The sequence below is a fragment of the Chitinophaga sp. SVR4-12A genome, assembly GCF_056754765.1.
The window spans coordinates 1826778-1851843 of record NZ_JBPGWP010000001.1 but is presented as its reverse complement, the minus strand read 5'-3'; the positions used below and the strand labels follow the sequence as shown (position 1 = coordinate 1851843).

22 protein-coding genes are annotated in these 25066 nt (G+C 50.2%); 13 read left to right on the top strand and 9 right to left on the bottom strand.

All coding sequences use genetic code 11. The features are described from left to right. The first annotated feature begins 55 nt into the window (after nucleotides 1-55). From ACR9Y8_RS07445 to miaA, 3 genes are all read left to right on the top strand, one after another. Nucleotides 56-1492 (top strand): CCA tRNA nucleotidyltransferase, encoded by a 1437-nt coding sequence (locus ACR9Y8_RS07445; RefSeq protein WP_481212613.1) that lies wholly within the window; start codon nucleotides 56-58, stop codon nucleotides 1490-1492. Between the two features lie 107 nt (nucleotides 1493-1599). Continuing rightward, a complete protein-coding gene (locus ACR9Y8_RS07440; RefSeq protein WP_481212612.1) occupies nucleotides 1600-2178 on the top strand; it encodes an IS1096 element passenger TnpR family protein in 579 nt (192 codons plus the stop codon). An 11-nt stretch (nucleotides 2179-2189) separates the two neighbouring features. After that, nucleotides 2190-3104 carry a tRNA (adenosine(37)-N6)-dimethylallyltransferase MiaA gene (gene miaA, locus ACR9Y8_RS07435; protein WP_481212611.1) on the top strand — a complete coding sequence of 305 codons (915 nt, stop codon included), beginning with the start codon at nucleotides 2190-2192 and terminating at the stop codon, nucleotides 3102-3104. Between the two features lie 107 nt (nucleotides 3105-3211). Here miaA and ACR9Y8_RS07430 read toward each other — a convergent pair whose 3' ends face one another. Both ACR9Y8_RS07430 and ACR9Y8_RS07425 read right to left on the bottom strand, forming a co-directional pair. Further along, nucleotides 3212-4771 (bottom strand): OmpP1/FadL family transporter, encoded by a 1560-nt coding sequence (locus tag ACR9Y8_RS07430; RefSeq protein ID WP_481212610.1) that lies wholly within the window; start codon nucleotides 4769-4771, stop codon nucleotides 3212-3214. A gap of 89 nt (nucleotides 4772-4860) precedes the next feature. After that, nucleotides 4861-5883 carry a hypothetical protein gene (locus ACR9Y8_RS07425; protein ID WP_481212609.1) on the bottom strand — a complete coding sequence of 341 codons (1023 nt, stop codon included), beginning with the start codon at nucleotides 5881-5883 and terminating at the stop codon, nucleotides 4861-4863. A gap of 264 nt (nucleotides 5884-6147) precedes the next feature. Here ACR9Y8_RS07425 and proS point away from each other — a divergent pair, with 264 nt between their 5' ends. From proS to ACR9Y8_RS07410, 3 genes are read left to right on the top strand one after another with little or no spacing between them, the layout of a single operon-like run. Next, nucleotides 6148-7623 carry a proline--tRNA ligase gene (gene proS, locus ACR9Y8_RS07420; RefSeq protein WP_481212608.1) on the top strand — a complete coding sequence of 492 codons (1476 nt, stop codon included), beginning with the start codon at nucleotides 6148-6150 and terminating at the stop codon, nucleotides 7621-7623. A 41-nt stretch (nucleotides 7624-7664) separates the two neighbouring features. Beyond that, on the top strand, nucleotides 7665-10613 hold the full coding sequence (locus tag ACR9Y8_RS07415) for a sensor histidine kinase (protein WP_481212607.1): 2949 nt from the start codon (nucleotides 7665-7667) through the stop codon (nucleotides 10611-10613). After that, nucleotides 10610-11371: a LytR/AlgR family response regulator transcription factor gene (locus ACR9Y8_RS07410; protein ID WP_481212606.1), complete on the top strand. Its 762-nt coding sequence runs from the start codon at nucleotides 10610-10612 to the stop codon at nucleotides 11369-11371. The genes ACR9Y8_RS07415 and ACR9Y8_RS07410 overlap by 4 nt, the downstream gene beginning before the upstream one ends. 251 nt (nucleotides 11372-11622) lie before the next feature. Here the strand turns inward: ACR9Y8_RS07410 and ACR9Y8_RS07405 are convergent, their stop codons facing one another. Next, the gene (locus ACR9Y8_RS07405) at nucleotides 11623-13173 is read right to left on the bottom strand and encodes a trypsin-like peptidase domain-containing protein (RefSeq protein ID WP_481212605.1); all 1551 of its coding nucleotides are present in this window, start codon (nucleotides 13171-13173) and stop codon (nucleotides 11623-11625) included. A gap of 346 nt (nucleotides 13174-13519) precedes the next feature. Continuing rightward, nucleotides 13520-14515, bottom strand: coding sequence for an aldehyde dehydrogenase family protein (locus tag ACR9Y8_RS07400; RefSeq protein ID WP_481212604.1), 996 nt, complete (start codon nucleotides 14513-14515; stop codon nucleotides 13520-13522). Between the two features lie 94 nt (nucleotides 14516-14609). On the opposite strand from ACR9Y8_RS07400, the gene ACR9Y8_RS07395 reads away from it, so the two are divergent. The 5 genes from ACR9Y8_RS07395 to ACR9Y8_RS07375 all read left to right on the top strand — a co-directional run bounded on the left by ACR9Y8_RS07395 (nucleotide 14610) and on the right by ACR9Y8_RS07375 (nucleotide 17990). Next, nucleotides 14610-14957, top strand: a complete 348-nt coding sequence (locus tag ACR9Y8_RS07395; RefSeq protein ID WP_481212603.1) for a 4Fe-4S dicluster domain-containing protein — start codon at nucleotides 14610-14612, stop codon at nucleotides 14955-14957. 92 nt (nucleotides 14958-15049) lie between these two features. Next, nucleotides 15050-15508, top strand: coding sequence for a YybH family protein (locus tag ACR9Y8_RS07390; protein WP_481212602.1), 459 nt, complete (start codon nucleotides 15050-15052; stop codon nucleotides 15506-15508). Nucleotides 15509-15689: 181 nt separating this feature from the next. Beyond that, the gene (locus ACR9Y8_RS07385) at nucleotides 15690-16679 is read left to right on the top strand and encodes a D-alanine--D-alanine ligase (protein ID WP_481212601.1); all 990 of its coding nucleotides are present in this window, start codon (nucleotides 15690-15692) and stop codon (nucleotides 16677-16679) included. A gap of 115 nt (nucleotides 16680-16794) precedes the next feature. After that, a complete protein-coding gene (locus ACR9Y8_RS07380; protein WP_481212600.1) occupies nucleotides 16795-17637 on the top strand; it encodes a PASTA domain-containing protein in 843 nt (280 codons plus the stop codon). Nucleotides 17638-17681: 44 nt separating this feature from the next. Then, nucleotides 17682-17990 (top strand): rhodanese-like domain-containing protein, encoded by a 309-nt coding sequence (locus ACR9Y8_RS07375; RefSeq protein ID WP_481212599.1) that lies wholly within the window; start codon nucleotides 17682-17684, stop codon nucleotides 17988-17990. A gap of 171 nt (nucleotides 17991-18161) precedes the next feature. On the opposite strand, the gene ACR9Y8_RS07370 is transcribed toward ACR9Y8_RS07375, so the two are convergent. The 5 genes from ACR9Y8_RS07370 to ACR9Y8_RS07350 form a co-directional block, all read right to left on the bottom strand. Beyond that, a complete protein-coding gene (locus ACR9Y8_RS07370) occupies nucleotides 18162-18545 on the bottom strand; it encodes a RidA family protein (RefSeq protein ID WP_481212598.1) in 384 nt (127 codons plus the stop codon). 10 nt (nucleotides 18546-18555) lie between these two features. Next, entirely contained in the window at nucleotides 18556-19803 is a 1248-nt protein-coding gene (locus ACR9Y8_RS07365) for a hypothetical protein (protein ID WP_481212597.1), read from the bottom strand. Between the two features lie 165 nt (nucleotides 19804-19968). Beyond that, on the bottom strand, nucleotides 19969-21162 hold the full coding sequence (locus ACR9Y8_RS07360; protein ID WP_481212596.1) for a hypothetical protein: 1194 nt from the start codon (nucleotides 21160-21162) through the stop codon (nucleotides 19969-19971). Further along, nucleotides 21119-21976, bottom strand: a complete 858-nt coding sequence (locus ACR9Y8_RS07355; protein ID WP_481212595.1) for a type 1 glutamine amidotransferase — start codon at nucleotides 21974-21976, stop codon at nucleotides 21119-21121. Before ACR9Y8_RS07355 ends, ACR9Y8_RS07360 begins: the two co-directional genes overlap by 44 nt. A 31-nt stretch (nucleotides 21977-22007) precedes the next feature. Further along, on the bottom strand, nucleotides 22008-23108 hold the full coding sequence (locus ACR9Y8_RS07350; RefSeq protein ID WP_481212594.1) for a carboxylate-amine ligase: 1101 nt from the start codon (nucleotides 23106-23108) through the stop codon (nucleotides 22008-22010). Between the two features lie 152 nt (nucleotides 23109-23260). Here ACR9Y8_RS07350 and ACR9Y8_RS07345 point away from each other — a divergent pair, with 152 nt between their 5' ends. Both ACR9Y8_RS07345 and ACR9Y8_RS07340 read left to right on the top strand, forming a co-directional pair. Continuing rightward, nucleotides 23261-24715: a PQQ-dependent sugar dehydrogenase gene (locus ACR9Y8_RS07345; RefSeq protein WP_481212593.1), complete on the top strand. Its 1455-nt coding sequence runs from the start codon at nucleotides 23261-23263 to the stop codon at nucleotides 24713-24715. A 3-nt stretch (nucleotides 24716-24718) separates the two neighbouring features. Further along, nucleotides 24719-25051 (top strand): c-type cytochrome, encoded by a 333-nt coding sequence (locus ACR9Y8_RS07340; protein WP_481212592.1) that lies wholly within the window; start codon nucleotides 24719-24721, stop codon nucleotides 25049-25051. Nucleotides 25052-25066: the final 15 nt, after the last annotated feature.

Here is a 25066-nt window from a genome sequence, read left to right as displayed (position 1 = left end):
ATTCTTAATTATTAATTATTAAAATACTTTTGCGCTTTTTATATCTTTTCATTATATGATCAGTAGGAAGCCTATAGACATTCCCTGTACGCTACAGGAACGGAAAGTGCTGGAACAGATAGCGACGGCTGCCCACGAACTGGGTACTCCCTGCTACCTGATCGGAGGCTTTGTACGCGATAAGCTGCTGAACCGCAGAACGAAAGACATGGACATCGTATGCGTGGGCGATGGCATCGGCCTCGCGCATAAGGTGGCCGCAATACTGGGTGATAATGTGCCGGTCGCCTTTTTCAAAACCTATGGTACCGCCCAGATAAAATGGAACGATCTCGAAATAGAATTTGTAGGCGCCCGCAAGGAAAGCTACCGCGACCACTCCCGTAACCCGGAAGTGCAGGCCGGTACCCTTGAGGACGATCAGCTGCGCCGCGATTTTACCATCAACGCCATGGCCATCAGCCTCAACGAGAATGATTATGGCAGACTGGTAGATCCTTTCAACGGATTGGAAGACCTGGAGAAACAGCTCATCCGTACCCCGCTGGAGCCTGCGCAAACCTTCAGCGATGATCCACTGCGCATGATGCGGGCCATCCGCTTCGCCTCCCAGCTGCAGTTTACCATCTATCCGCCCACCTTCGAAGCGATACAACAAAATGCACATCGCATAAAGATCGTCTCACAGGAACGGATCACCGATGAGCTGAACAAGATCATGCTGTCGCTTAAACCTTCTGTAGGCCTCGATCTCCTATACCAGGCAGGTCTGCTGAAGATCATCTTCCCCCAAATGGTAGACCTGGTAGGCGTTGAAATGGTGGAAGGTAAAGGCCATAAGGATAACTTTTATCATACCCTGCAGGTAATAGACAATATCTCCCGCAATACCAAAGACCTCTGGCTGCGCTGGGCCGCCCTGCTGCACGACATTGGCAAACCGGCCACCAAACGCTTTGAACCGGCCCATGGATGGACCTTTCACGGCCACGATGCAGTGGGAGGGAAGATGGTGCCCCGTATCTTTGCACGGCTGAAGCTCCCGCAGCATGAAAAGATGCGCCTGGTGAAAAAGCTGGTGGAGCTGCACCTGCGCCCTATCAGTCTTACAAAGGAGAATATCACAGATTCGGCTATACGGCGCCTGCTCTTCGATGCGGGCGATGATATCGACGCGCTGATGATGCTCTGTGAAGCGGACATCACCTCCAAGAATAAAGCGAAAGTTAAACGCTACCTGGAGAACTTCGAGCTGGTACGGGAACGCCTGAAGGAAGTGGAAGAGAGCGACAGGATCCGCAACTGGCAACCGCCCGTAACCGGTGAAGTGATTATGGAAACATTCGGCCTGCAGCCATGTAAGCAGGTAGGTGATCTGAAGAATGCTATCAGGGAAGCGATACTCGACGGAGAAATCGCCAATACCTACGAAGCTGCGTACGCTTTTATGCTGGAAAAAGCCCGGACAATGAACCTGAGCCCTGTTAAATAAAAATGGTAAATTTATGCGGCCTAAGCACTTGTTAAGCACCATTTTTGTACAGCAGAAAAAGCCATCATTATATTGAACATTACTAAAACCTATAACATATATTTGTCATGCCGGTATTGAAATTCAGAGTTTACTGGGAGGAGGATGAAAGTGTATACAGGGATATTGCCATTAAGCCTAATCAGTCCTTTTTGCAGTTTCACCAGTCCATATTGCAGGCATTTGAGTTCGACAGTAAACATAAAGCCACGTTCTTTCGCAGCAATGACAACTGGCAGCGCGGCCGGGAAATCATACTCGAAAAGGATACAGCGCCCCGTAAAGCAGAGCCCCTGCTGATGGCAGAAACCCCTATTGCCGCAGCGGTAAAAGATCCTAACCAGAAGTTTATCTACCTGTATGACTTTGCCAAAAGCTGGACTTTCCTGGTGGAGCTCATCGGCATCAGCAAGGATGAAAACGCCAAGATCACCTATCCCTACTGTGTACGTAAAGAAGGACTGGCCCCCAGCCAGTATGGCACCAAAGGCCTCATCGGCGATAAGCTGGTAGAGATGGAAGAGAAATACGATCTGAATAAAGAAGGCATGAGTGAAGACGGTTTCAGCGAAGAAGGAGAGGAGGATGAAGAAAGCGCAGGAGATGAAGGGGAAGAAACAGGAGGCGAGGACGAAAGCCTTTACTAAACGCTTGATGTTTGAAGTTTTTGCAAAACACAGTTATTGTCATAGCCGGTCCTACCGCAGCAGGCAAAACCGCATTAGCTATAAAAGTGGCGCAGGCCTACGGCACAGCCATCATCTCTGCGGATAGCCGCCAATGTTACCGCGAACTGAGCATAGGCACGGCCAAACCTTCACCGCAGGAGCTGCAAACCGTTCCGCATTATTTTATTGATTCTCATTCTATCAAAGAAGAAGTGAGCGCAGGCCTTTTTGAAAGGCTCGCCCTGCAATACGCGCAGGATATCTTTGAAAGAACGCCCATAGCCGTGATGTGTGGCGGCACCGGCCTGTATATCAAAGCCTTCTGTGAAGGCATAGACAACATGCCGGCTATTTCTCCTGCCATTCGCGAGGCTATCAACAAGCAGTATGAAAAAGAAGGCTTGCCCTGGCTGCAGCAGGAGCTGCAAAAGCTGGACCCCGGTTTCTACGCGGTAGCCGAAACCCGGAACCCGCAACGCCTTATCAGGGCCCTCGAAGTACTGGAAGCCACCGGCCGTTCTATCACTACTTTTCGTACCGCCAACCCTGCTCAAAGAGATTTCCGCATTATAAAAATAGGAGTGACCCTTCCCAAAGAGCTATTGCACCGCAACATTCACCACCGGGTAGACCAGATGATGGCCGCCGGTCTGCTGGACGAGGTAAAAGGCGTATTGCCCTACCGCAATCACAACGCATTGCAGACGGTGGGCTACCAGGAGGTTTTCGACTACCTCGACGGCAAAACCACCCTGGAGCAAGCTGTAGATCTTATCAAAACCCACACCCGCCAGTACGCCAAACGCCAGCTCACCTGGTTCCGTAAAGACAACGCATTTCATTGGTTCGATTCCCAGGATCCCGAACATATTCTTCAGTACCTGCATCAGCACATCATACAATGAGACGCGTTATTGCGAAGCCGTAAAGCAGATAAAAGCAGTGGGGCGGCGAAGCAATCTTTTTGGTCAGAGATCGCTTCACCGCCCCGCGGTATAAAACAACTATTTTATTAAAACTTAAACCCTAAAGTCGCCGTCACATTCACAATCTTACTATCAATCTGCGCCGGGGCCGGAGACACCACACCGCTATTATTAGCCATCACTGTATAAGGTTGATCCTGCCTGCTGGCAGTATTATAGATGACCGCCAGATCCAGGTACAATCCCTTGTTACGGTATCCTACGCCACCGGTATAGAACTTACGGGAACCATCCAGGCCTGAGATCTTATAGGGATTGCCATAATAAGCAAAGCCCGCGCGGACAGCGAAAACATCCAGCTTCAGCTCTCCACCCACTCTTATGTTAGACACTGCCTGGTAAGTTTCATCGATCGCCCGGTTCTTATCTGCAGATTCCGTAGCATCTGAAGTACCGCCGTTCTTCATCTTGATCTTCATGGCCGCAAAATCAGTATACTCATAATCTACGGAGATAAAGCCAGAGGGCCTGGTAGGATCCCCACCTGCGGGGCGGAAGATCCAGCTGGCGCTGGCAACCCCCTTCAGCGGTGTGGTCACGTTGTACTTAGACTCATCCGCATAACCATTATTGGTTTCGGTAGAGTTGGCAGTTTTGTGGCCCAGGTCTTTGGTATCCGTTACCATGCTGGTAACATAAGAATCGTTGAAAGTAGCCCAGGTAGGAGACACAAAGGTAAGGCCCAACCTTAAAGGCACTATTGGACGGTAGATCATACCGATACGGGTATTAAAACCTACCCCGTCTGTTTTCAGGTCTTCCGTTACCTCGTAATAATTCAACTGTGCAGTGGCGTCAGAAGTATTGGTTTCCCGGAAGCTTCTGCTATGTTCATAACGGTAGGTAGGCACGTTGAGGCTACCACCGATATAGAACTGGTCGCTATAGTTACCACCAAAAGACAGGTTCAGCTCACTGGCGTTGCCCTTGCTGGTAAAAAAGTTTTCCTGTGTAATGCCTTTATCAACCGGTATAGGCGCCCACCATACACCATTGGGCTGGTTGTTCTGGTCTACATCCTGGTCTATCAGACCGGTGGCATAGGCCAGGTCTGCTCCGTGCGCATACTGCGGATCGGAGCTCAGTACATTGGGATCGGTGATGTGCTTGTTGGTCAGATCTATCAGCCAGTTATCGGCAAAAGAAGAGTTCTTATTGATGCCCCGGTAGTAAATGGTCTCGTTATAATTGGCGATCCGGTTAAAGCCCAGGCCTACAGACCAGTTCTCCCATTTACTGTTCTGGTTTTTCTTGGCGCCGCCAAATATAAAAGCGGCACTGTTGATATACAGGTTGCCCCTGTTGTCGCTGCCTTTGGAGCCCAGGTAAGTGCCATCTGCAGAAGAATTCTGGAAACCAAAGGAAAAACCGGCCTCACTGGTTTTAAAGAAGGCAACGCCGGCTGGGTTAACGAACATGGAACTGTAGTCGCCGCCCAGTGAACCGGCAGCGCCACCCACGGATTGCACCCTGGACGAGCCGCTGATACCGGTGCTGCTGTACCGCAATGCGTCGGCTATGGTTTGGGCGTTCAAGGTGTAACAAATCCCTGTCGTTACAATGGTCAATACAATCTTTCTGATCATCTTTTTAGAGGTTTAGAATAGCATGGATTATAAAAATACCCTGGTGTTGATGCCAGGGTATTTTCTTTATAACGTAAAGAGTCGTCTTTTTAGTTTCTGCTCCTGAAGCTTCTGCCGCCTCCGCCGCCACCGCCGGATGAACCGCCGCTATTGGAAGGAGGAGAGTAGGAAGGTGCGCTGAAGGTACGCTGAGGAGCAGGGTTGCTTCTCATTTCGCGCGGTTCAGACTGGAATACCCTTCTGGGAGCGTAGCTGCCGCCATTGCTGTTGCTGCCGCCGTTGTTAGGACGTACAGTGGGCGTTTCGCTCGGAGATGAACGGAAGATCCTTCTTGGAGTATAGGTGCCGCCGTTGTTGCTGCCGCCGTTAAAGCCGCCGCTGCTGTTATCCCTGAAAATTCTTCTTGGTCTGTAGTCGCCGGTGTTACCGGTAGTGCCGGAAGGCACCGTGCGCGGGTTGCCGTTAGTATAACCGTTGGCGCCGCCAAAGCCGGTCCTGCTGCGGTATCCACGGCTCGGAGCTGTGTAATAGCCGCCCGGGTAGTAGTGGCCGTAGTAACCGCCGCCATAAGCCCAGCCGCCACCATAGTAGTGCGGGTAGCCCCAGGGGCTGTACCACGGGCTGTAAACGCTGTATGGGCTATACCAGGGGCTGTAGTAGCCGCCGCCCCAACCCCAGCCTAAACCAAGGCTGATGCTCAGGCCTGAACCGTAACCATAGTAAGGGTAACCACCCCAACCGCCACCCCAGTAGCTGTAAGGGCTGTAACCAAAACCACCGCCATAACCGCCGTAGTAGTTGTTTACATATACGTTAGGAGAACCGTCGTCATAGTAGGAACCGTTGTAGTTGTTCCTGAAGCGGTCAATACGTTTTGCATAATCCCCCTGGTCTTCATCGTCATAGGTCACATAGGTACCGTCATCTTCGTTCGCTGCTGCAACAGTGCGCTGATTCTGGCCCTGGTTGTTATTATTTGATGAGGCATAGGCTGTACGCTCCGTACGCGGAGAGTAGTATACATCGTCCGGCGTACGGGCGGATTTGTACGCCGTAGAACAACTGCTCAATATGAGCAAAGCCCCGGCCGCTGTATAGAGTATGGATTTCATCTTGTTGTGATTTAATCGGGTCCTTTTATGTAGTAAATTTACTTTATTCTCATGAATATAAATATAAATGTTTTAACGCTTAATTAACGCGGAATGTTACAGCACCTCATTTCAGCTCATTTATTTTAACAAAAACAGTTTGTGTCTTTCTGATTTTCATGTAGGTTTGTAAGATTTTTCCTTTTAATATTACAGCAAAAATTAAGCCAAAGGCCGGTGGCGCCTTGAAAGCAGCCACTGTGGCGGCGGCACATAAAAAATACTATGAGTAAAGAGATTACGGCCCGTTCAGTAGACTATTCGCAATGGTATAACGACCTCGTGCTGAAAGGCGGTTTAGCCGATTATTCGCCTGTAAAAGGATGTATGGTGATAAAACCTTATGGTTTTGCCTTATGGGAGGGTATGCGCGACGTACTCGATAAGATGTTTAAAGATACCGGTCACCAGAACGCCTATTTCCCACTGTTCATTCCCAAAAGTTTCCTGAGCCGTGAGGCCGACCACGTAGAAGGATTTGCCAAAGAGTGCGCCGTAGTGACCCACTACCGCCTGAAGAATGATCCCAACGGCGGCGGCGTAATAGTAGATCCCGAAGCTAAACTGGAAGAAGAGCTCATCATCCGCCCTACCTCCGAAACGATCATCTGGAATACATATAAAGACTGGATCCAGTCCTACCGCGATCTGCCCCTGCTCATCAACCAATGGGCCAACGTGGTGCGCTGGGAAATGCGTACCCGCCTGTTCCTGCGTACCGCAGAATTCCTGTGGCAGGAAGGGCATACCGCCCACGCTACCGCCGATGAAGCAGTAGAGGAAACACGCCGCATGCTGGAAGTATATGCCGACTTTGCAGAGAACTACATGGCCCTGCCGGTGATCAAAGGCGTAAAATCACCCGCAGAAAGGTTCGCCGGTGCAGTAGATACCTACTGTATCGAGGCCCTCATGCAGGACGGTAAAGCGCTGCAGGCCGGAACTTCCCACTTCCTCGGCCAGAACTTCGCCAAAGCCTTTGACGTACAGTTCTCCAACAAGGATAATAAGCTGGAATACGTATGGGCTACCTCCTGGGGTGTTTCCACCCGCCTGATCGGCGCCCTGGTAATGACGCACAGCGACGACGACGGCCTGGTACTGCCTCCCCGCATCGCTCCCCTCCAGGTAGTGATCGTGCCCATCTATAAGAACGAAGAGCAGAAGTCTAAAATAGACGCCAAAGTAGCAGAGATCGTGCAGGACCTGAAACGCGCCGGCGTGTCTGTTAAGTACGACGACTCGGACAATGCCCGACCGGGTTGGAAATTCGCCGAATACGAAATGAAAGGCGTGCCCGTACGCATCGCCATCGGCGCAAGAGACCTGGAAAACAACGTAGCAGAAGTGGCCCGCCGTGATACCAAAGAAAAATCCAGCCTCTCACTGGATGGCATCGCCGCACGCATCAAAGACCTGCTGGAAGAGATCCAACAAAGTATTTACAACAAGGCCAAAGCCTACCGCGATACGCACATTACTCCTGCCAATTCATTTGAGGAATTTGAAAAGTTGCTGGATGAAAAAGGTGGTTTCATATCAGCACACTGGGACGGTACCACAGAAACGGAAGAAGCAATCAAAGAGCGCACGAAGGCTACCATTCGCTGTATCCCGTTAAACAACCCGCTTGAAGCAGGCACCTGTATCCTTACAGGTAAACCTTCTATCCAGCGCGTGCTGTTTGCACGGGCATACTAAGGCCATTGATGAATTACGAATTGAGGACCATCCTATACCCTGTGAAAACATACATTATGCCCAATGCCCGTTACATACTGCTGGTATTAATGGTGCTGTGCACAGGGAACCGATCCCTGGCGCAGGGCTTCATGATACGCAATTATAACGTAAAGGATGGCCTGGCCAACGCCACCGTATACACGGCCGTACAGGATAAGGATGGGTTCATCTGGTTCTCTACGCCTACGGGCGTCAGTAAGTTCGATGGCAAACGCTTCCGCAACTATTCCAAAAAGGATGGGCTTACCGATAACGACGTGATCAAACTGGCGCCCGACTCCAAAGGGCGGCTCTGGTTCTTCACCCTCAACGGTATGCCCTCCTTCTATGGTAACTATATTATCCACTCCGCTGAGAACGACTCCTCCCTGCAGTTCAACAGCCATGGGCATTACATGCAGTACGCGTTTGAGGATAAAGCCCATAACATCTGGTTTCTCAACTCGGATAACCACCTCATTGAATATAACAGCGTAGAAAGACGGACGGAGTACGACAAGTTCGATAACCGGCAGTACGACATCTTCTACTTCCTGCGGCACGATACCATTTTCAGGCCCATGCATGCGGCCTTTCATCTCGGCTCCTTTAAGGACGACAACAATAAGGACCAGAAAATATTCCCCGTTTCACCCTACCCGCTCGATGATGAAACTTTCGTAGCCCGTATCCGCGGGAACCCCGTTATCATTACAAAGAATTCGCTCTACAGCTATACCGTGAAGGATGTGATCTGCTTTTTCAATGGCCGCGATTGGGGCATTACCGACGAGATCACCAATGTATGCATAGAGAACGATAATCTCTGGATAGGCACGCAGCGCGCGCTGTTCTTTATAAAAGACTTTTTCCGCGGCGCCAGGAATATGACCAAGCTGCTGGACAACCACTATATTACCTCCCTGCTGAAAGACCGCGATGGTAATATCTGGATCTCCACCTTCGGCGATGGCGTTTACAATATCCCCTTCAAGAACTTTTATTTCAACTATCTCGATAATACCAACGGCCTGTATTCGCACTCTATCTTCAGTATCCTGCGGGATAGAAGTACCGGTATGCTGCTTGTTGGCCAGAACGCCGGTGTGCTCAATACCATCGACACCCTCCATCGCATCCGCCAGCATACCCTGGATACCTCCAGCGGCCGTAACAGCATCTTCAGCATACTGCCTTATCATAATGACGAGATCCTGCTGGGCGCTGATAACGGCCTGTATACCTTTAACACGCGCCGCCAACAGATCTCCAACCTTCACCCGGTAAAGAACCTGAAGGATATAGACGTTTCTCCCGGCGGTAAAGTAAGGATGGCGGCAAAAGACCAGGTCAGCCTCCTGGACGGATACACGGTGGACTGGCAGGAGCCGTTGATCACCTCGATCGTAGGAACGGATACCTCGTATTACCTTGGCACCAATGGCGGCCTGTATTACGGTTCCGACCGGACAAAAGCGATCCGTCCGGCCTTTGGCGAAGGGGACTCCATGCGACAGAGCATCAAAGACCTGAAATTGATAGATGGTTATCTTTGGGTAGGCACCAGCGACCAGGGGATCTACGTGGTGCGCAATAACCGCGTACTGAAACATCTCCGCACCACCGATAACCTGGCCAGCGATATCTGCCAGCAGCTGTACTACGACGGCATCGGCCGCCTGTATGTGGCTACCAACCGCGGCGTATCGGTGATCGATGTGAAGGAGATGACCATTACACGGAACATCTCTTCCAACGATGGGCTGATGTCGGACGATACCCGCGGCGTTTATTACCAGCAGGGCATGCTTTACATAGCCACTTCCAATGGCCTTTGCTATTTCAAGGATCATAATATGCCGGTGGACACTGTGCCGCCTACCGTATACCTCAGCGCCATACGTTATGGCGATACCACCTACCTGCCCGCCACCAGTTTTGTGCACCTGTACAAGCGGAAAACTTCCTTTGAAGTGGAGTTCGGCGCCATCGCCTTCGACCTGCCGGACCTGGTAGAGTACCAGTACAATTTCTCCAGCGATACTTCTGCGGGGTGGACCACCACCATGAGTAATATCATTCCCTTCCCCGACCTGCAGCCCGGTAGCTATAAATTGCTGTTACGAGCCCGCAAGTTCAAAAGTGAATGGAGCCAGCCCCTCACCATCTCGGTCAGCATCCTGCCGCAGTGGTACCAGCAATGGTGGGCGAGGGGCATCCTGATCCTGCTTGGCTTGCTGGGCATACTGGCCATTCTGCGTTATATCGTGAAGCGGATCAAGCAGGCCGAAAAGAATAAAACAGACTACAACCGGCGCATTGCCGAACTGGAAGCCAAAGCGCTGACCAACCAGATGAACCCGCATTTTATCTTCAATTCCCTGAACTCAGTACAACATTTGATCCTGGAAAAAGAGGAGAAGCAGGCGCTCAACTTCCTGGCCGACTTTGCCACCCTTATGCGCCAGATGCTGAACAATTCACGGAAATCCTATATTTCCCTGGAGGAAGAAACCGCCTTCCTGACCCGCTACCTGGAGCTGGAAAAGATCAGGTTTGCGCATAGCTTTACATATCACTTTGATATTGAGCCTGAACTGAAAGACTATACGGTCTATATACCGCCGATGATCATCCAACCGATTGTGGAAAATGCGATCAAACATGGTCTGGCTCCCAAGAACAGCGCCGGTCATCTGGAAATAAAGCTGGAAATGGTAGACGACCTTTTATATTGCTCGGTAGATGACGACGGGATAGGCTGGGAACACTCCAACAGCATTAAAACAGGCCGCCTGGTGAAGCATGAATCTACCGCCCTGAGCGTTATCAGGGAGCGCCTGCAGATTATAAAATCTTTTAATGGAAGTGTTGGAAAGTTAGAAATTATTGATAAATTTAAGTCTGGGTTTGGCAACAAGGAAGGTACCCTGGTAGAAATTCTGATTCCCATTGTTAAGATGTTATGAGTATTATAAAAGCTGCGATTGTAGACGATGAAGTCCGCAACATCCATATTTTACGAAATATTTTAGAGAATTACTGTAAGGATGTTACAGTGGTGGGGGAAGCTCAGAATATCCACGAAGCTGCAGAAATGATCAAGAGTAACCCCATCGACGTGCTGTTTCTTGATATTGAAATGCCTCCTCACAACGGCTTCCAGTTACTCGAAATGTTCCCGGTTCTCAACTTTGAGGTGATCTTTATTACCGCATTCCAGGAGTATGCCCTGCAGGCAATCAAATTTGCTGCGCTGGACTATCTCCTCAAGCCCATCAAGGTGAGCGAGGTAGAAGACGCCCTGGAAAAAGTGAAGAAGAGCAAGAAAGGGCGCCTCAATGAACTGGCTTCTATCCTGAAAGATTACGTAAAGAATAACGATAACGCCTTCTCCAAGATAGTGATCCCCGTGAACGACGGCTACAACGTGATAGATCTGAAAGACATTATCTACTGCGAGGCATTCGACAGCTATACCAAGATCCAGCTGATCAACAACGTATCTCACCTGATCTCCAAATCACTCAAAGAATACGAGGAAATGTTGTCCGACAAAGGGTTCTACCGTGTGCACAAGTCCTTCCTCATCAACATTCACCATATCGTCAAGATCATCAAAGGCCTCGGCACCGCCGTTGTAATGAGCGATCAGAAAAACATTCCAATCTCTTCCCGTAAGAAAGATGAGTTCTTCGCCCAGCTGAAGGGAGTCATAAATCTTTAGTTTAAAGTTTGAAGTCTGAGGTTTGAAGTTCGTTAAAGGTTAAATGTTCAAAACGGGCCGCCTTTAAGGATACCTGTGTCCGTAACCTCCAACTTCCAACGAACCTCAAACCTCAGACTTCAAACCTCAAACTATAAAAAAAGCCCTGGTCTGAACCAGGACTTTCCCTAACCTATAAAACCTATAAAAAACATTTTCAAACTCCGCTGCTACTAATAGCTAACAGCTAGCAGCTAACAGCCAATAGCTGTTTAAAACTCCTCACTACTTCCACCATTCAAATCCACATTGTAATAGTAAACTCCCGTATAATCAGGATACATCCCTTCCAGCTGCACCTTAGACTGTTTCTGCAACACCTTCTTCAAATCATCCACAGAAGCTACTGCCTGTCCGCCAGCTTTCAATATCACAAAACCGGGCTTCATATTCGTCTGCTTCTTCAGCAATCCGCTGCCTACATCATTCACAAACACACCACCTCTTATTCCCAGGCGGGATGCATCATTCTTCTGTAAGGTCACCAGGTCTGCACCCAGTTTATCCAGTATGCTCACTTTTACAATATCAGTGCCGCCGTCTTCATTTTTCAGCATCACATTGTTCACAGTATATTCCTTTTCATCGCGCAGGTAGCTGATGCTGATCTTATCACCGGGTTTGTAACGGGCGATCTGCTCTGTCATTTCCGGGATGGAAGGTGTAGAGATACCATTGATCTTGGTAATGATATCGCCTTTGTGAATACCGGCTGCAGCTGCAGCGCCGCTGGCAGGAACGTCCTGTACCACTACACCGTCAATATCCCTTCTGATGCCGCGCTGGCGCAGTTCATCTTCAGACAGCCCGCTGGGATCAATATAGTTGATGCCCAGGTAAGCACGTTGTACGTTGCCATACTTCATCAGGTCGTTCACCACTTTCTTCATCAGGTTCACGGGGATGGCGTAAGAGTAACCTGCGTAAGCACCTGTGGGGGAAGCGATGGCAGAGTTAATGCCTATCAGCTCGCCGGCGGTATTGATCAATGCGCCGCCGCTGTTACCCTGGTTCACGGCAGCATCCGTCTGAATGAAGGATTCTATCGCGCTCCTGCGGTTCCTTTTATTGATGCCAATGGTACGCGCTTTGGCGCTCACGATACCGGCGGTAACGGTGGTCTCCAGGTTCAGCGGATAACCTACTGCCAGTACCCACTGGCCTACCTGTATATCGTCAGAGTTGCCGTAGATCAGGTAAGGAAGGTTACGTGCGTCGATCTTGATCACAGCCAGATCGGTATTCGGGTCAACGCCTACTACTTTGGCCTTGTAATTACGGTTGTTATTCAGCGTTACATCTATCTCATCTGCCTGGTCAACCACGTGATTATTGGTCACGATATAACCATCGTCAGAGATCAGTACGCCTGAACCGGAAGCCATCTGGCCCGGTATGTAGTAACGGCGTCCGCCGCCTTCACCCTGGAACTCGTCTCCAAAGAAATCGTCACCAAAGAGGTCCTGCAGGATAGATCTTCTCCTTTGCAGGTTGTTGGTCACCTGGCGCGGGTTGATCTTTGTTTTGATATGCACCACGCCTGGTAATGCGATCTTCGCCGCCTGTGTAAAGTCGGTCGGAGGGGTGATGTTCCTGGTTTCCGTACCAGGCATGTAGCTGGTATAGTTTACAGGGATATTATTTGATCCGTTCTGATAGGGGCCTGCCTGCCGGTTTTCAAAATACTTGCTGTAAACAAATATGCTGGCAAAGGCAGTCGCCGCACTAATTAGCACAGTCGCAGCAATTTGTCGAAATTTCATATATCTGAAAGTTTAAAGTTAATTGAGGTTGATTACACTGATAACTTATCAATTTATATGCCTCGAATACAAATTTAAGCCTCCTGAAGTATCAGTGCCATTGGGGCCAGTTCACTTTAACAGTTTTTTATATGAAATATAAATAAATAGTTAAACTCCAAATGTTTGCAGCATGACAACATACCACCAGCTACTGTCAGAATAACAATTCAAGCGACAGAATGTTAGATAAGTCCATAGTCGGTGGTTCATAGTCCATAGCATAAACCAACACATTGTCAGGCCAGCCAGGTTTTGCTATCTGATATGCCATGGACCATCGACTATGGACCACCATGGACTATTCTTATAACGCTTCCAGGAAGGCCATCGTATCTACTCCGTCTGCATAATCTGTCAGGGAAGGTTGCTGCGCCTGCCCGAAAGGTGTAAAGCCCTGGCCTACCAGGCATTGCAGGTCCTCATCGGCCAGCAGCGCCGCAGCCTGTACGGTGGCGTCTTTGTAGTACCCATAGTGCAGCACACTGATAGGAGAGAAGAGGGACGCAGATTCCCGGAGTAGAATGCTGCCATTGGTAAGATAGGCGCTATTGTTCAGCAGCAGGAGCGCCAGGTTATAATCGTAATTGTTCTTGTACTTATGATGGTCCATCAGGTGATCATACTTCTCCAGTGCTTTCAGCAGCGGTGTAAAGTCATAGCCTTCGGGCACAAACACCTGGGTCACATTACGGCAGCCGAGGCCGAAGTAAAGCATCACATCATCTGCCAGGGCCTGGAGCTCCGCCTCCGTCTCCTGTCCGTTCAGCAGGGCGGCTGATGTCCGGTTGCGGCGGATAATATGCGGGAATTTTGAAAAGTAGTACTCAAAATAGCGGGCCGAGTTATTGCTACCGGTGGCGATATAAGCATCACAATCCTTCAGCATCTCGCTGGGAACGGTCTGCGTGGCATAGCCAGGATACCATTCCGCTATCTTTGCCAGCACATGTGTCATCAGTACCGAGTCTTTGGAAGACAGCTTCAGCTTTACCTGGTGACCGCTGACAAAACCGCAGAGCCAGTCATGAAAGCTCACCAGCGGAATGTTGCCTGCCGCCACAATGCCTACAGTACGGGGAGCCCGCATCCCCAGTTGTGGATAAGCTTCCAGCCAGGCCGAGAGCAGGGCCTCGTCCAGGAAATATTGGCAGATATTTTGGATAGCAATTTCTATAGATGCCGGGGTAAACCACCCGTTGGCAAGGAATGCCTGCTCTTTTACATTTTGCAACGCCGGCTCATCACTGGTCAGGTATTGCCGTAAACGTACCAGGGCAGCAACTTTTTCTGTATTGTTCATGAATGGGTAAGAAATATTTAAACTTTTTAATTCCGGAAATTCTATTTTTGTTAACAAAATTAATGGCTTACCACTTAAACAAAAAGTTTATACTATGGCAATTAAGATAACAGATGAGTGTATTAACTGTGGCGCGTGCGAACCGGAGTGCCCTAACAATGCTATTTATGAGGGTGGAGTGGAATGGCGTATTGCAGATGGCACCACTGTAAAGGGCTCCTATACCCTTATGGATGGCTCTACCATCGATGCAGACCAGGCAAATGCCCCTATCAGCGTAGATACTTACTATATAGTTCCCAATAAATGTACAGAGTGTCAGGGCTTTCATGAAGAACCGCAGTGTGCTGCTGTATGCCCGGTAGATTGTTGTGTACCGGACGAAATGTACCAGGAAACCGTTGACGAGCTCCTGGCCAAGAAAGAAAAATTACATATCTAAGATATTATAAGGAAGCATTAGAAAAGGAGAGAGGGCTTTTTGTGCCTTTTCTCCTTTTTTCATTTTATATTCAGGTAAAATCCTGAGAAAATATGCTACGTTATTTTCCGGCGTTATGGTTGCTGCTGTTATGCGCCACCGCCTGTAAAGCGCCAGCCGTGAAGGATACAGACACTGACGCTGCCCGCAAGTCCGTATTGAAGGCTGATACCGATTTTTCTGAGCTCTCCCGAAAAAAAGGATTCCGCTATGCCTTCCTGGCCTATGCCGATAGTGCCGCAGTGCTGTTGCGTGCAGAAAACCTGCCCATGGAAGGACGTGCCGCCTTCCGGTTTATTGAATCCATGAACGACACCGGCGTTACCCTCACCTGGGAACCCCACTTTGCCAGCGTAGCCAGCTCGGGCGACCTGGCCTACACCTACGGCATCTACACCTTTGCCGCCAAAGACACTACTACCCAAGGCACTTACGTTACTATCTGGAAAAAGGATGCTGCTGGTAACTGGAGGTTCGTGCTGGACACCGGCAACGAAGGTTTGGGGAAATAAAGGTTTTTTCTTTTATCTTTACCCGCTTATAAGATAATTATTTAAAGTTTGAGGTCTGAAGTTTGAGGTTTGAGGTTCGTTGGAAGTTCAAAGGTCTAAGGCGGGTGTCTTCCTGTGAACCTCCCAACCTTTAACGAACCTCAAACCTCAGACTTCAAACTTCAAACCTGGATAGGAGTATATGAATAAGAACATTGCATTGGTGGCCGGCGGATATTCCGGCGAATATGTTATATCCGTTCAAAGCGCAGCTGTTATCGAACAACAGTTGGACAAAAGCAAGTACAATGTATATAAGATCGTGATCACCCGCGAGGGCTGGACCTACACCGCGCCCGACGGCACATCCGTGGAAGTGGACCGGAACGATTTTACCCTGCCCCTTAACGGCAGCAAGATCCGTTTTGACGCCGTTTTCATCGGCATCCACGGTACACCGGGAGAAGACGGCCGCCTGCAGGGATACTTCGAAATGCTCGGCATCCCTTACACCAGCTGCGGCATGGTAACTTCCGCCATCACCTTTAACAAAAGCTATTGCAATAAGATCGTAGCCGCCCTCGATGTGGTGAACGTATCGAAATCCGTGCATGTCTTCAGGGATCAGCCGCATGATCCGGCCGCTATCCTGCAGCAGCTCCGTCTCCCGGTATTCGTAAAACCAGCGGAAGGCGGCAGCAGCATCGGTATGTCTAAGGTAACTACAGCAGAAGAGCTGCCCGCAGCCATCGAAAAAGCCTTTAAAGAAGACAGCCAGGTGCTGATAGAAGAGTTCATCAAAGGCCGTGAGCTCACCATGGGCCTGTTCAAGGTGAACGGCGAAATCACCGTACTGCCTATCACAGAAGTGATCAGCAGCAAGGAATTCTTTGATTATGAAGCCAAATACACTCCCGGTGTTTCCCAGGAGATCACTCCCGCACAGGTGCCTGATGAAATTACCAAAAGGGTGCAGCAAACCGCTTCTATCCTATATAACAAATTGAATTGCAGGGGCATTGTCCGTATCGATTTCATCTGGGAAGTAGCTACTGATAAGCTCTGGTTCCTGGAAGCCAACACCATGCCCGGCCAGTCAGAGAACAGCCTCGTGCCGCAGCAGGTACGCGCCTCCGGCAGGACCTTACAGGAGTTTTACGGCATGTTAATTGAAGAATGCTTGAAACAATAGCTATTAGCTGCTGGCAGTTAGCTTTTAGCGCGTAGCTGGTTTTCGCAAAGTATGCTTGTAGCTGCTATTTATTACTAACAGCTGAAAGCCAATAGCCAACAGCTTTTTTACATATATGATCAAAAACAAAGTAACTAACGTGTTTGAATCCATCACCAAACGCTCTTTCAGATTTAATCTCTTAATAGCACTAGGCTTGCTGGTGGTAATCGGGATTCTGTTCTTTCTTCTCCTGGGCGTCATTACCCGCCACAACCAGATATTAACAGTACCGGATGTACGCCATAAGAACGCAAGGGAAGCGATCCTGCTGCTCGAAAAAGCTGGCTTTGAAGCAGACGTACGCGACTCTATATATATCGACTCCCTCAAGCCGCTCACCGTATGGGAACAACAACCAGAAACCGGCGCACAGGTAAAAGTGGGACGCACCATCTACCTCACCATCAATAAGGTAGTGCCGCCCATGGTGGCCATGCCCGACCTGGAAGGCCTTACCTTCCGCAGCGCCGAAATGACGCTGCACAGCCGCCGCCTCAATGTAGGCGACACGATCTATAAGCCTGATTTCGCCACCAATACCGTATTACAGCAGCTGTTGAACGGTAAGACCGTCAAACCGGGTAAAATGGTCCCCGAGGGGAGCAACATTACCCTGGTGCTCAGCAGCGGTACGGGCAGCATCGAAAATCCCGTGCCCGACCTCGTAGGCCTTACCTACCTCGAAGCCCGCGAGATCCTGAATGCCAGCAACCTGAACCTGGGTACCGCCCTCATTGATGCTGGGGTATCAGATACCGCCAATGCCTACGTAACCAAACAGGTGCCCGGCCGCCGCAACAGCCTGGGCGACCTCAACATGGTGCGCGCAGGTGAAAGCATCGACATCTGGCTCGGACCGGTGAAGCCCGTGAAAGACTCGGCGCCCATCCCGCAGCATGATACAACTCATGAATAATTCATAACTTGGCAGGATCATTTACTGCCAAATTTTTGATACATATGGAAAATATAACAGCAGAAGAACTGAAACAGCGCCTGGATAGCGGAGAGCAACTGAATATCGTGGATGTGCGCGAGCCTCATGAACACGCAGATTTTAACATCGGGGGTACCCTCGTTCCGCTCGGACAGATACAGGCCATGCAGGTAGACGAACTGGAAGACCTGAAAGACAAAGAAGTGATCGTATACTGCCGCAGCGGTAACCGTAGCGGACAAGCCGCTATGATACTCGAAACAATGGGCTTTCAGAACGTGAAGAACCTCGTAGGCGGCATGCTGAAGTGGGAAGAAAAATTCGGAAGATAAAAGTCGTTAGTCGTTAGTCGTTAGTCGTTAGTCTCAGTTGTCAGTTGTCAGTTGTCAGTGCTTGAATCGAATAAAACAGCAAATGCAATCACTTATGACTTACGACTGTCGACTGACAACTATCAACTATCAACTGACAACTGACGACTGACGACTCTCGACTTACGACTTTTAATTTACCACCGCCGTCGCCTCTATCTCCACCAAATACCTGTCATCTATTAACTTCCTCACTTCCACCATCGTCGTTGCAGGTTTAATGCTCTGAAAGAACTCGCCGTGGGCCCGGCCTATCTCTTCCCAGCGGGAAATATCTGTTACAAACATACGCGTGCGAACCACATCGTGCAGACTGGCCCCCGCCGCTACCAGCACTGCCTCAATCCGTGCCAGTATATACTTGGTCTGCTCGTAGGCGTGACCCACTGCTACTACTTTGTCGCCGTCTGCAGCCACTGTTCCTGAAACCTCGATAACGTTGCCCACCCTGACGGCCCTTGAATAGCCGACTTTGTTTTCCCAGGGGGCGCCGGAAGAGAAATTTGTGCGTTGCATATGTTGGGATTTACTTTTTCGCCTTCGCTGCCTGTGATGACTGGATCTGCGGCCCTGTTGTGCGGATCTGCACCACCTTGTTCAGCAGGTCAAACCAGAAAGGCGCTCCTAATGACAGCGCCAGCGCCGTGATCAGCCATCCCGCAAATACCAGCCAGCCGTTCTGCTGATAGGGGTGCGTATAGCAGCCTACTTTCCGCCTGGCCACAGTCTCCATAGCCTGCCGGTATTTTTCCTGTTCATTGGGAGACAACAACCTACCTGCCACGCTGTCCATCCTTGTACGAAGCCGGGCATAGGCAGTATCTGTATCGCTGCCGCAGCTGCCCCGGCTAATGCCTAAAATGTTCTGCACCTCCGCGGCATCGTTGGAAAGGCTGCGGTACAGGCTGTCCATTTCCTGGTCAGGTATAGATGCCTGGTATACCGTATCCATCCGGATGATCACGCTGTCGCCTGCTTCAATGGTATCTTCCCGGATCACCATTTTACGTTGCAGGCTGTCTTTATATTGACCATATACTTCGTAACGTTTGGTAGCCAGCGCCACCAGCTGTTCCCTCGATTTCTTGTCTTTTGCCAGTATGCGGGCAATAGCGATAAAATCTACATTGAACTGCCAGGCAATAATAAGGCCCACAACGATCAGTACCACCTGCGTCTGTTTCTTGTACCAGCCGCTGGTGCGGGCCATCACTTCATCAAACCATTGCTCCACCTTATGGCGGAACTCTTCCGATTCGTGTTTGGCGTCCTCTATCAGGTTGAGCAGGTGCTCCCGCGTTTCAGGGCCTATCAATGTTTGTCCGGCTTCCAGGTTTTGCTTTACCCGTATGGCCTCGTCGTCTTTCGCGCCGTCAAAGCCCGGGCCGCGCAGGATGTGCATCAGGCTTTGAACAAACATCTGCGGACTGATATAAGACGGGCGGCTGGCAGCCCTGTCCTCACCCAGCGATTTGATGCCGGGATGATCATAGAATTTCTTCAGGAAAGGGCTGTTCTTAAATGGAAGGAAGAAGTAGATGATGCTCCATACCTGTTCGTAGCACCAGCTGAAGAAAGTGAATTGCCCCAGGTAGCCCAGGTTGCTCTTCCGCATATCATTGTCCAGTAGCCGCCGCAGCGCTTTGGTGAGCAGACGCGCCCTCAGGTTGAATGCACGGGAGATCAGCTCCTGCACAATAGAAGCCAGTAAACTGTAAAGCAGATAAATGAACACCAGGCTAATGGCAACATCAAGGGCTACGTTTCCAAACATAAGGGTATACAGGATTTGAAGTTAAGTTAGCATTATTATATGAAAGTTTGAGGTTTGAGGTTTGACGTTTGAGGTTCGTTGGAAGTTTGGAGGTTTAGGCGAGTATCTTTCTATGAACTTCTAACCTCTAACGAACCTCAAACGTCAAACCTCAAACTTGAAACCTCAAACTTCAAAGAAGCAACAGCTGCCGCCTACCCACGTATCCTGGTTGTTGCTGCTCACACTGATCATCTTTCCCCGGCTGATCCTGGCCAGGTTATGCACCAGCATTGGCCGCGGACTGCCATCAGGCCAGATATACATCATACGTATCTCACAATGGGCCGGAGCGCCCGGTGTGTAAATTACAGGAGCATACTGCACCTTGTGCTGCAGTATCCAGTTTTCCGGGTCCTTGATCTTATCTATATCCGTTGCCGTTACATCAATGATCACTCCCTGCCCGGCGAAGGAGAACAAAGGTTTCAGCACATAGTTCTCCAGGTCAGACGGCACTACCGGTAAGCTGTGCAGGTACCAGCTCTTGGGTGCAAACTCGCTGTGGATCAGCGGCAGCATATACTTGCTGATGCGGTAGAACCAGTTGGGGTGCGTGATCCATTCCACATCCAGTTCCTGGAACAGGTTGGGATAGGAGCCGGGCGGAAGTTCCTTTTTGAACAGCTCATCGAATATAACGCGGTTGTATATACGTTTTATGTGGATCTTTTCTCCATCGCGATAATAGTAGAGTTTCGATCCTTCCTGTACGAGGTCGCTGATGCACACGGGCATGATGCCCAGCTTCTGCTGTGTATAATAGAAGTCTATCCGTGTTTTCTGTTCATCCGGCCGTAGTTCCAGCAGGATCACTTCCCTGGGGTCATAAGGCCCGCAGATCAGCTCGCGGAGCAGGGCAAAGTAGCTGTCTCCGTTCAGGCCATTAAAGAAATTATCTACGGTGTCGGGTATATTAAAATGCGCCCGGAACTGGCGGGCCATCAGCTCCTGGAAAGCAAAGAGGCTGGGAAAGCCCTGCAGCTCTATCAGCTGCGGCGCCAGCTCGCCATTCTCCTGGCGGCAAACGGCAAAGTCGATGATAAGAAAATGCGGATGCTCATTTTCTCCGGGCACTTTCAGGTGGTGCGGAATGGCATCTGCAGTGAGCTCTTTAAAATCGGGGCGTAATATCACTTCTACGATCTCCTCGCAGGCCTGCACCAGTTTGTTGGTCAGTGCAGCGGGCACAAATACCGGGGTTTCGGCCACCCTGAAAGCAGGCGCCTGTCCTGCCTCACTGGCCAGGCTGTCTAAAAAAGCCTCGTATTTACTTTTACTGAAGTGTTGATTGTAATATGTGCGTAAAGCGGGAATCATAAATGATATCGTTCAGGAATGTAGGTATGAGCCGGTTATGGGTAAGCATGATCTTTTCCGGATCAGTAAGCTGTTCCAGCATGTCTGTATATTTTTCTTCGCCGTAGTGGCGGATCACATGATCTTTTTTCTCTTCCTGTAAAAGGTATTTACGCATACCGGCCGCATCTGCTTCGGGATGGAACTGTGTGCCCAGGAACTGCGGCGTAAAGCGTATAGCCATGACTGCCCTTTCCAGGGGCACATGCGGGCGTTCTTTTTCAATGGCCAGTACCTGTGCGCCCATGGCCTCCATTTTATCCTGCCGCAGCGATATCACCTGCCAGTGGCGGCTGTCTACAATATAGAAGGGATCGGGTAACGTGCGGAAACTGCTTTCCTGGCTGCCTGCATTGACCTTATGTACCGGGAAAACCCCGAATGCCGGTGATTTGCGCTGGCATACTTCGCCCAGTCCAAAATAGCGGCACATCAGCTGAAAGGAATGGCAGATAAACAGCATGGGCTTCTTAACGGCTTCCCGTTCATTCCATAGCAGCAATGCCTGTATCAGCCCGAAATAGGCCTTTTCCCATTCGCTGCCCTCGCTGTCAACGGGGCTGCCGGGACCGCCGGTAGAAAGGTAAATATCGTAGGAGAGATCAGGTACCTGTTGTTGCTGCCGTACCTCGTATTCGTGCACTTCCAGCTGAAGCTTGTTCCTGTCGCCGTATGCTCCCAGTATCTCCCGGATGCAGCGCATTCCCTCATTGGGTACTCCCTCATACATGTCAAGCACGGCTATTTTCCAGTGTTGTTTAACAGGCAGGCTCATAGTGCAAAGTTAAGAAAGTCCTGGGACCCCGTTAAATATCCCGCAGGAACTGCGTTTGGATAAAGTCTGCTACCACCGAAACGTCATTGCTTTCCTCATATACTTTCAGCTGCTTATCCGCCCCGGTGCCTTCTTCCAACATCTTCTTAGTGTTTTCAATGAAAGGCCGGGAGCCCAGCTCATCCACCACATCATCCACAAAATCTAACAGTTCGTTTATAAGGGCCCGTGCGTTCACTTCCATTTCCTTGCCGAAGTCTATCAAATAGCCGTCAATGCCATAGCGCGAAGCCCGCCATTTGTTCTCGTTCACCAGCGCGCGGTTGTAGATAATGAAGTTAAGATTCTGGGCGCGGAGCTTGTAGATCTTGGCGCATACAGCCTGGAAAAGCGCCGCCAGCGTGCAGGTTTCATCTACCGTAAGCGGAACATCGCAGATGCGGAATTCCAGTGTATTGAAGAAGGGATGTACGCGCAGGTCCCACCAGATCTTCTTGGCATTGTCGATACAATTGGTTTTGATGAGCAGCGCAATGTAGTTGTCGTATTCTGCAATGCTTCCAAAATAGTCCGGTATGCCGGTACGCGGGAATTTGTCGAACACCTTTGTACGGAAGGATTTAAAACCCGTATTACGGCCTTCCCAGAAGGGAGAATTGGTGCTCAGCGCAAATATATGCGGCAGGAAATAACGTACAGAATTGGCGATATGCAGGGCCATGTCCCGGTTTTCCATCCCCACATGCACATGCAGCCCGAAGATGAGGTTCGAGCGGGCGGCGTCCTGCATCTCATTTACGATCTCGAAGTAGCGGGGATGATCAGTGATCAGCTGCAGCTCCCATTTGGAGAAGGGATGCGTGCCCGAAGCGCCGATGCTGTAGCCCAGGTCGCCCGCAATGCCGGAAATGGTTTTGCGTAGCATAGCCACATCTTCCCTGGCCTCTTCAATATTGGCGCAGATCTGGGTGCCCACTTCCACTACCGCCTGGTGAAATTCGGCCTTTACCTTGTCCCGCAGCACCTTGTGCGCCTGTTCTACTATTTTTTGCTCGTGCGACCGTAGCTCCCGTGTTTGCGGGTCCATCACCATATATTCTTCCTCGATACCAAGCGTGAAGTGTTGGAACATTTTTATGGATTACGAATTAGGAATGTCAATTACAAACGAAAATACAAAGTATCCGCAGATAAATTTCCACTACTCATCAGTGAAGATGTGCTGCAGTGCTATGGTAGCCTGCGGGTACAGATTTTGAGTCATCGTTGCTATAATCTTTGCTTATGGCAGTACGCTTTTACGCTATTATGGCTATATGTTCACTGGTAACCCTGGCCGCCTGCTATGGGATCAGAGCTTCCAAAGGCGGGGGACAGGTACAGGCTACAGACGAACGGCGAACCGATCCCCGGGCCATCGCGGTACCGCCCGGTTATACTGTAACTGCTGTAGCTACAGGTCTTACATTCCCAACGGCTATAACTTTTGACGATGAGGGAAAGGCATATGTGATCGAAGCAGGCTATTCCTACGGAGAGATCTGGGAAACACCGAAGCTGCTACGGCTGGAGCCCAATGGTACTACCACCACCATTGCCAGCGGCGGCAAGAACGGCCCGTGGACAGGAGGCGTATTCTATAAAGGCGCGTTCTATGTATCAGAGGGTGGCGAAGCAGCAGGCGGAAAAATACTGAAGGTCGGTATGGACGGAAACATCACAACACTTACCGATGGCCTGCCAAGTGTGGGAGATCATCATACCAACAGCCCGGTGATCAGCGATGGTTATATCTATTTTGGACAGGGCACTGCCACTAATTCCGGCGTGGTAGGAGATGATAATGCACAATACGGCTGGCTGATGCGGAAAAAAGACTTTCACGATATTCCCTGTGCAGACGTGATCCTGTCGGGCGAAAATTACGCTTCCTCCAACCTGCTCACCGACGCGCCGAACGATGAAGCAGTAACAGGCGCCTACGTGCCCTTTAATACATCTACCACCGCCGGCCAGAAGATCGAAGGACGCGTTCCCTGCAATGGGGCTGTAATGCGTATTCCACTGCAGGGCGGGAAGCCGGAACTGGTGGCCTGGGGGCTCCGCAACCCCTTTGGCATGGCGCTATCCCCGGGAGGAAAGATCTTCATTACAGAAAATGGCTTCGACGACCGGGGCAGCCGCCCGGTATGGGGCGCGGGAGATGTGCTGTGGGAAATAAAGCAGGGGCAGTGGTATGGATGGCCGGATTTTTCTGCAGGCAAGGCACTAAAAGATTTTAAAGAGTTCAAAGTGCCAGGCAAAGCCGCTCCCAAAGCCTTGTTGCAGCAGTATCCGGGCACGCCGCCTAAACCTGCGGCGATCTTTGGTGTGCATGCTTCTGCCAATGGGCTGGATTTTGCAAGGGAAGCCTTTGGTTTTCCTAACGAAGCTTTTGTGGCCCAGTTTGGCGATATGGCGCCTGCAGCGGGTAAGGTGTTGCGGCCGGTTGGTTTTAAAATAGTACGGGTAAACGTTGATAAGGGCATCATCAGGGATTTCGCAGCCAATAAAGGCAAAAGGAACGGGCCTGCCAGCTGGTTAGGCGGCGCGGGATTCGAAAGGCCTATTTCGGTGAAATTTGATCCCTCCGGTAAAGACTTGTACGTGGTGGATTTTGGCGTGCTGACCATGACCATTACCGGTGGTGTACAACCCAGGGTAAAGACGGGTGTTATCTGGAAGATATCTAAACAATGAGGTATGGCAAAATTATTCACAGCAGCAATACTGATCACGCTCACCATGGCATGCGCTTCCCGCCGCAGCGAAATTATAAAGCAGCGTCCGTTTGTACCCGCCAATGAACGTATAGCCCATGGCGAAGTAGTGTTCATGGAAAAATGCCAGAAGTGTCATCCGGGAGGAGAAGCCGGATTGGGGCCTGCTATCAGCTCCAATCCGGCTCCGCAGTTCATTAAAAGATTCCAGGTGCGTCATGGCCTGGGTGCAATGCCTTCCTTTAAACCGGATCAGATCTCCAGGGCCGACCTGCGGGATATTTCAAAATATTTAAAAGCCTGGAAGCATTATTAATCATTCCTGATCGCC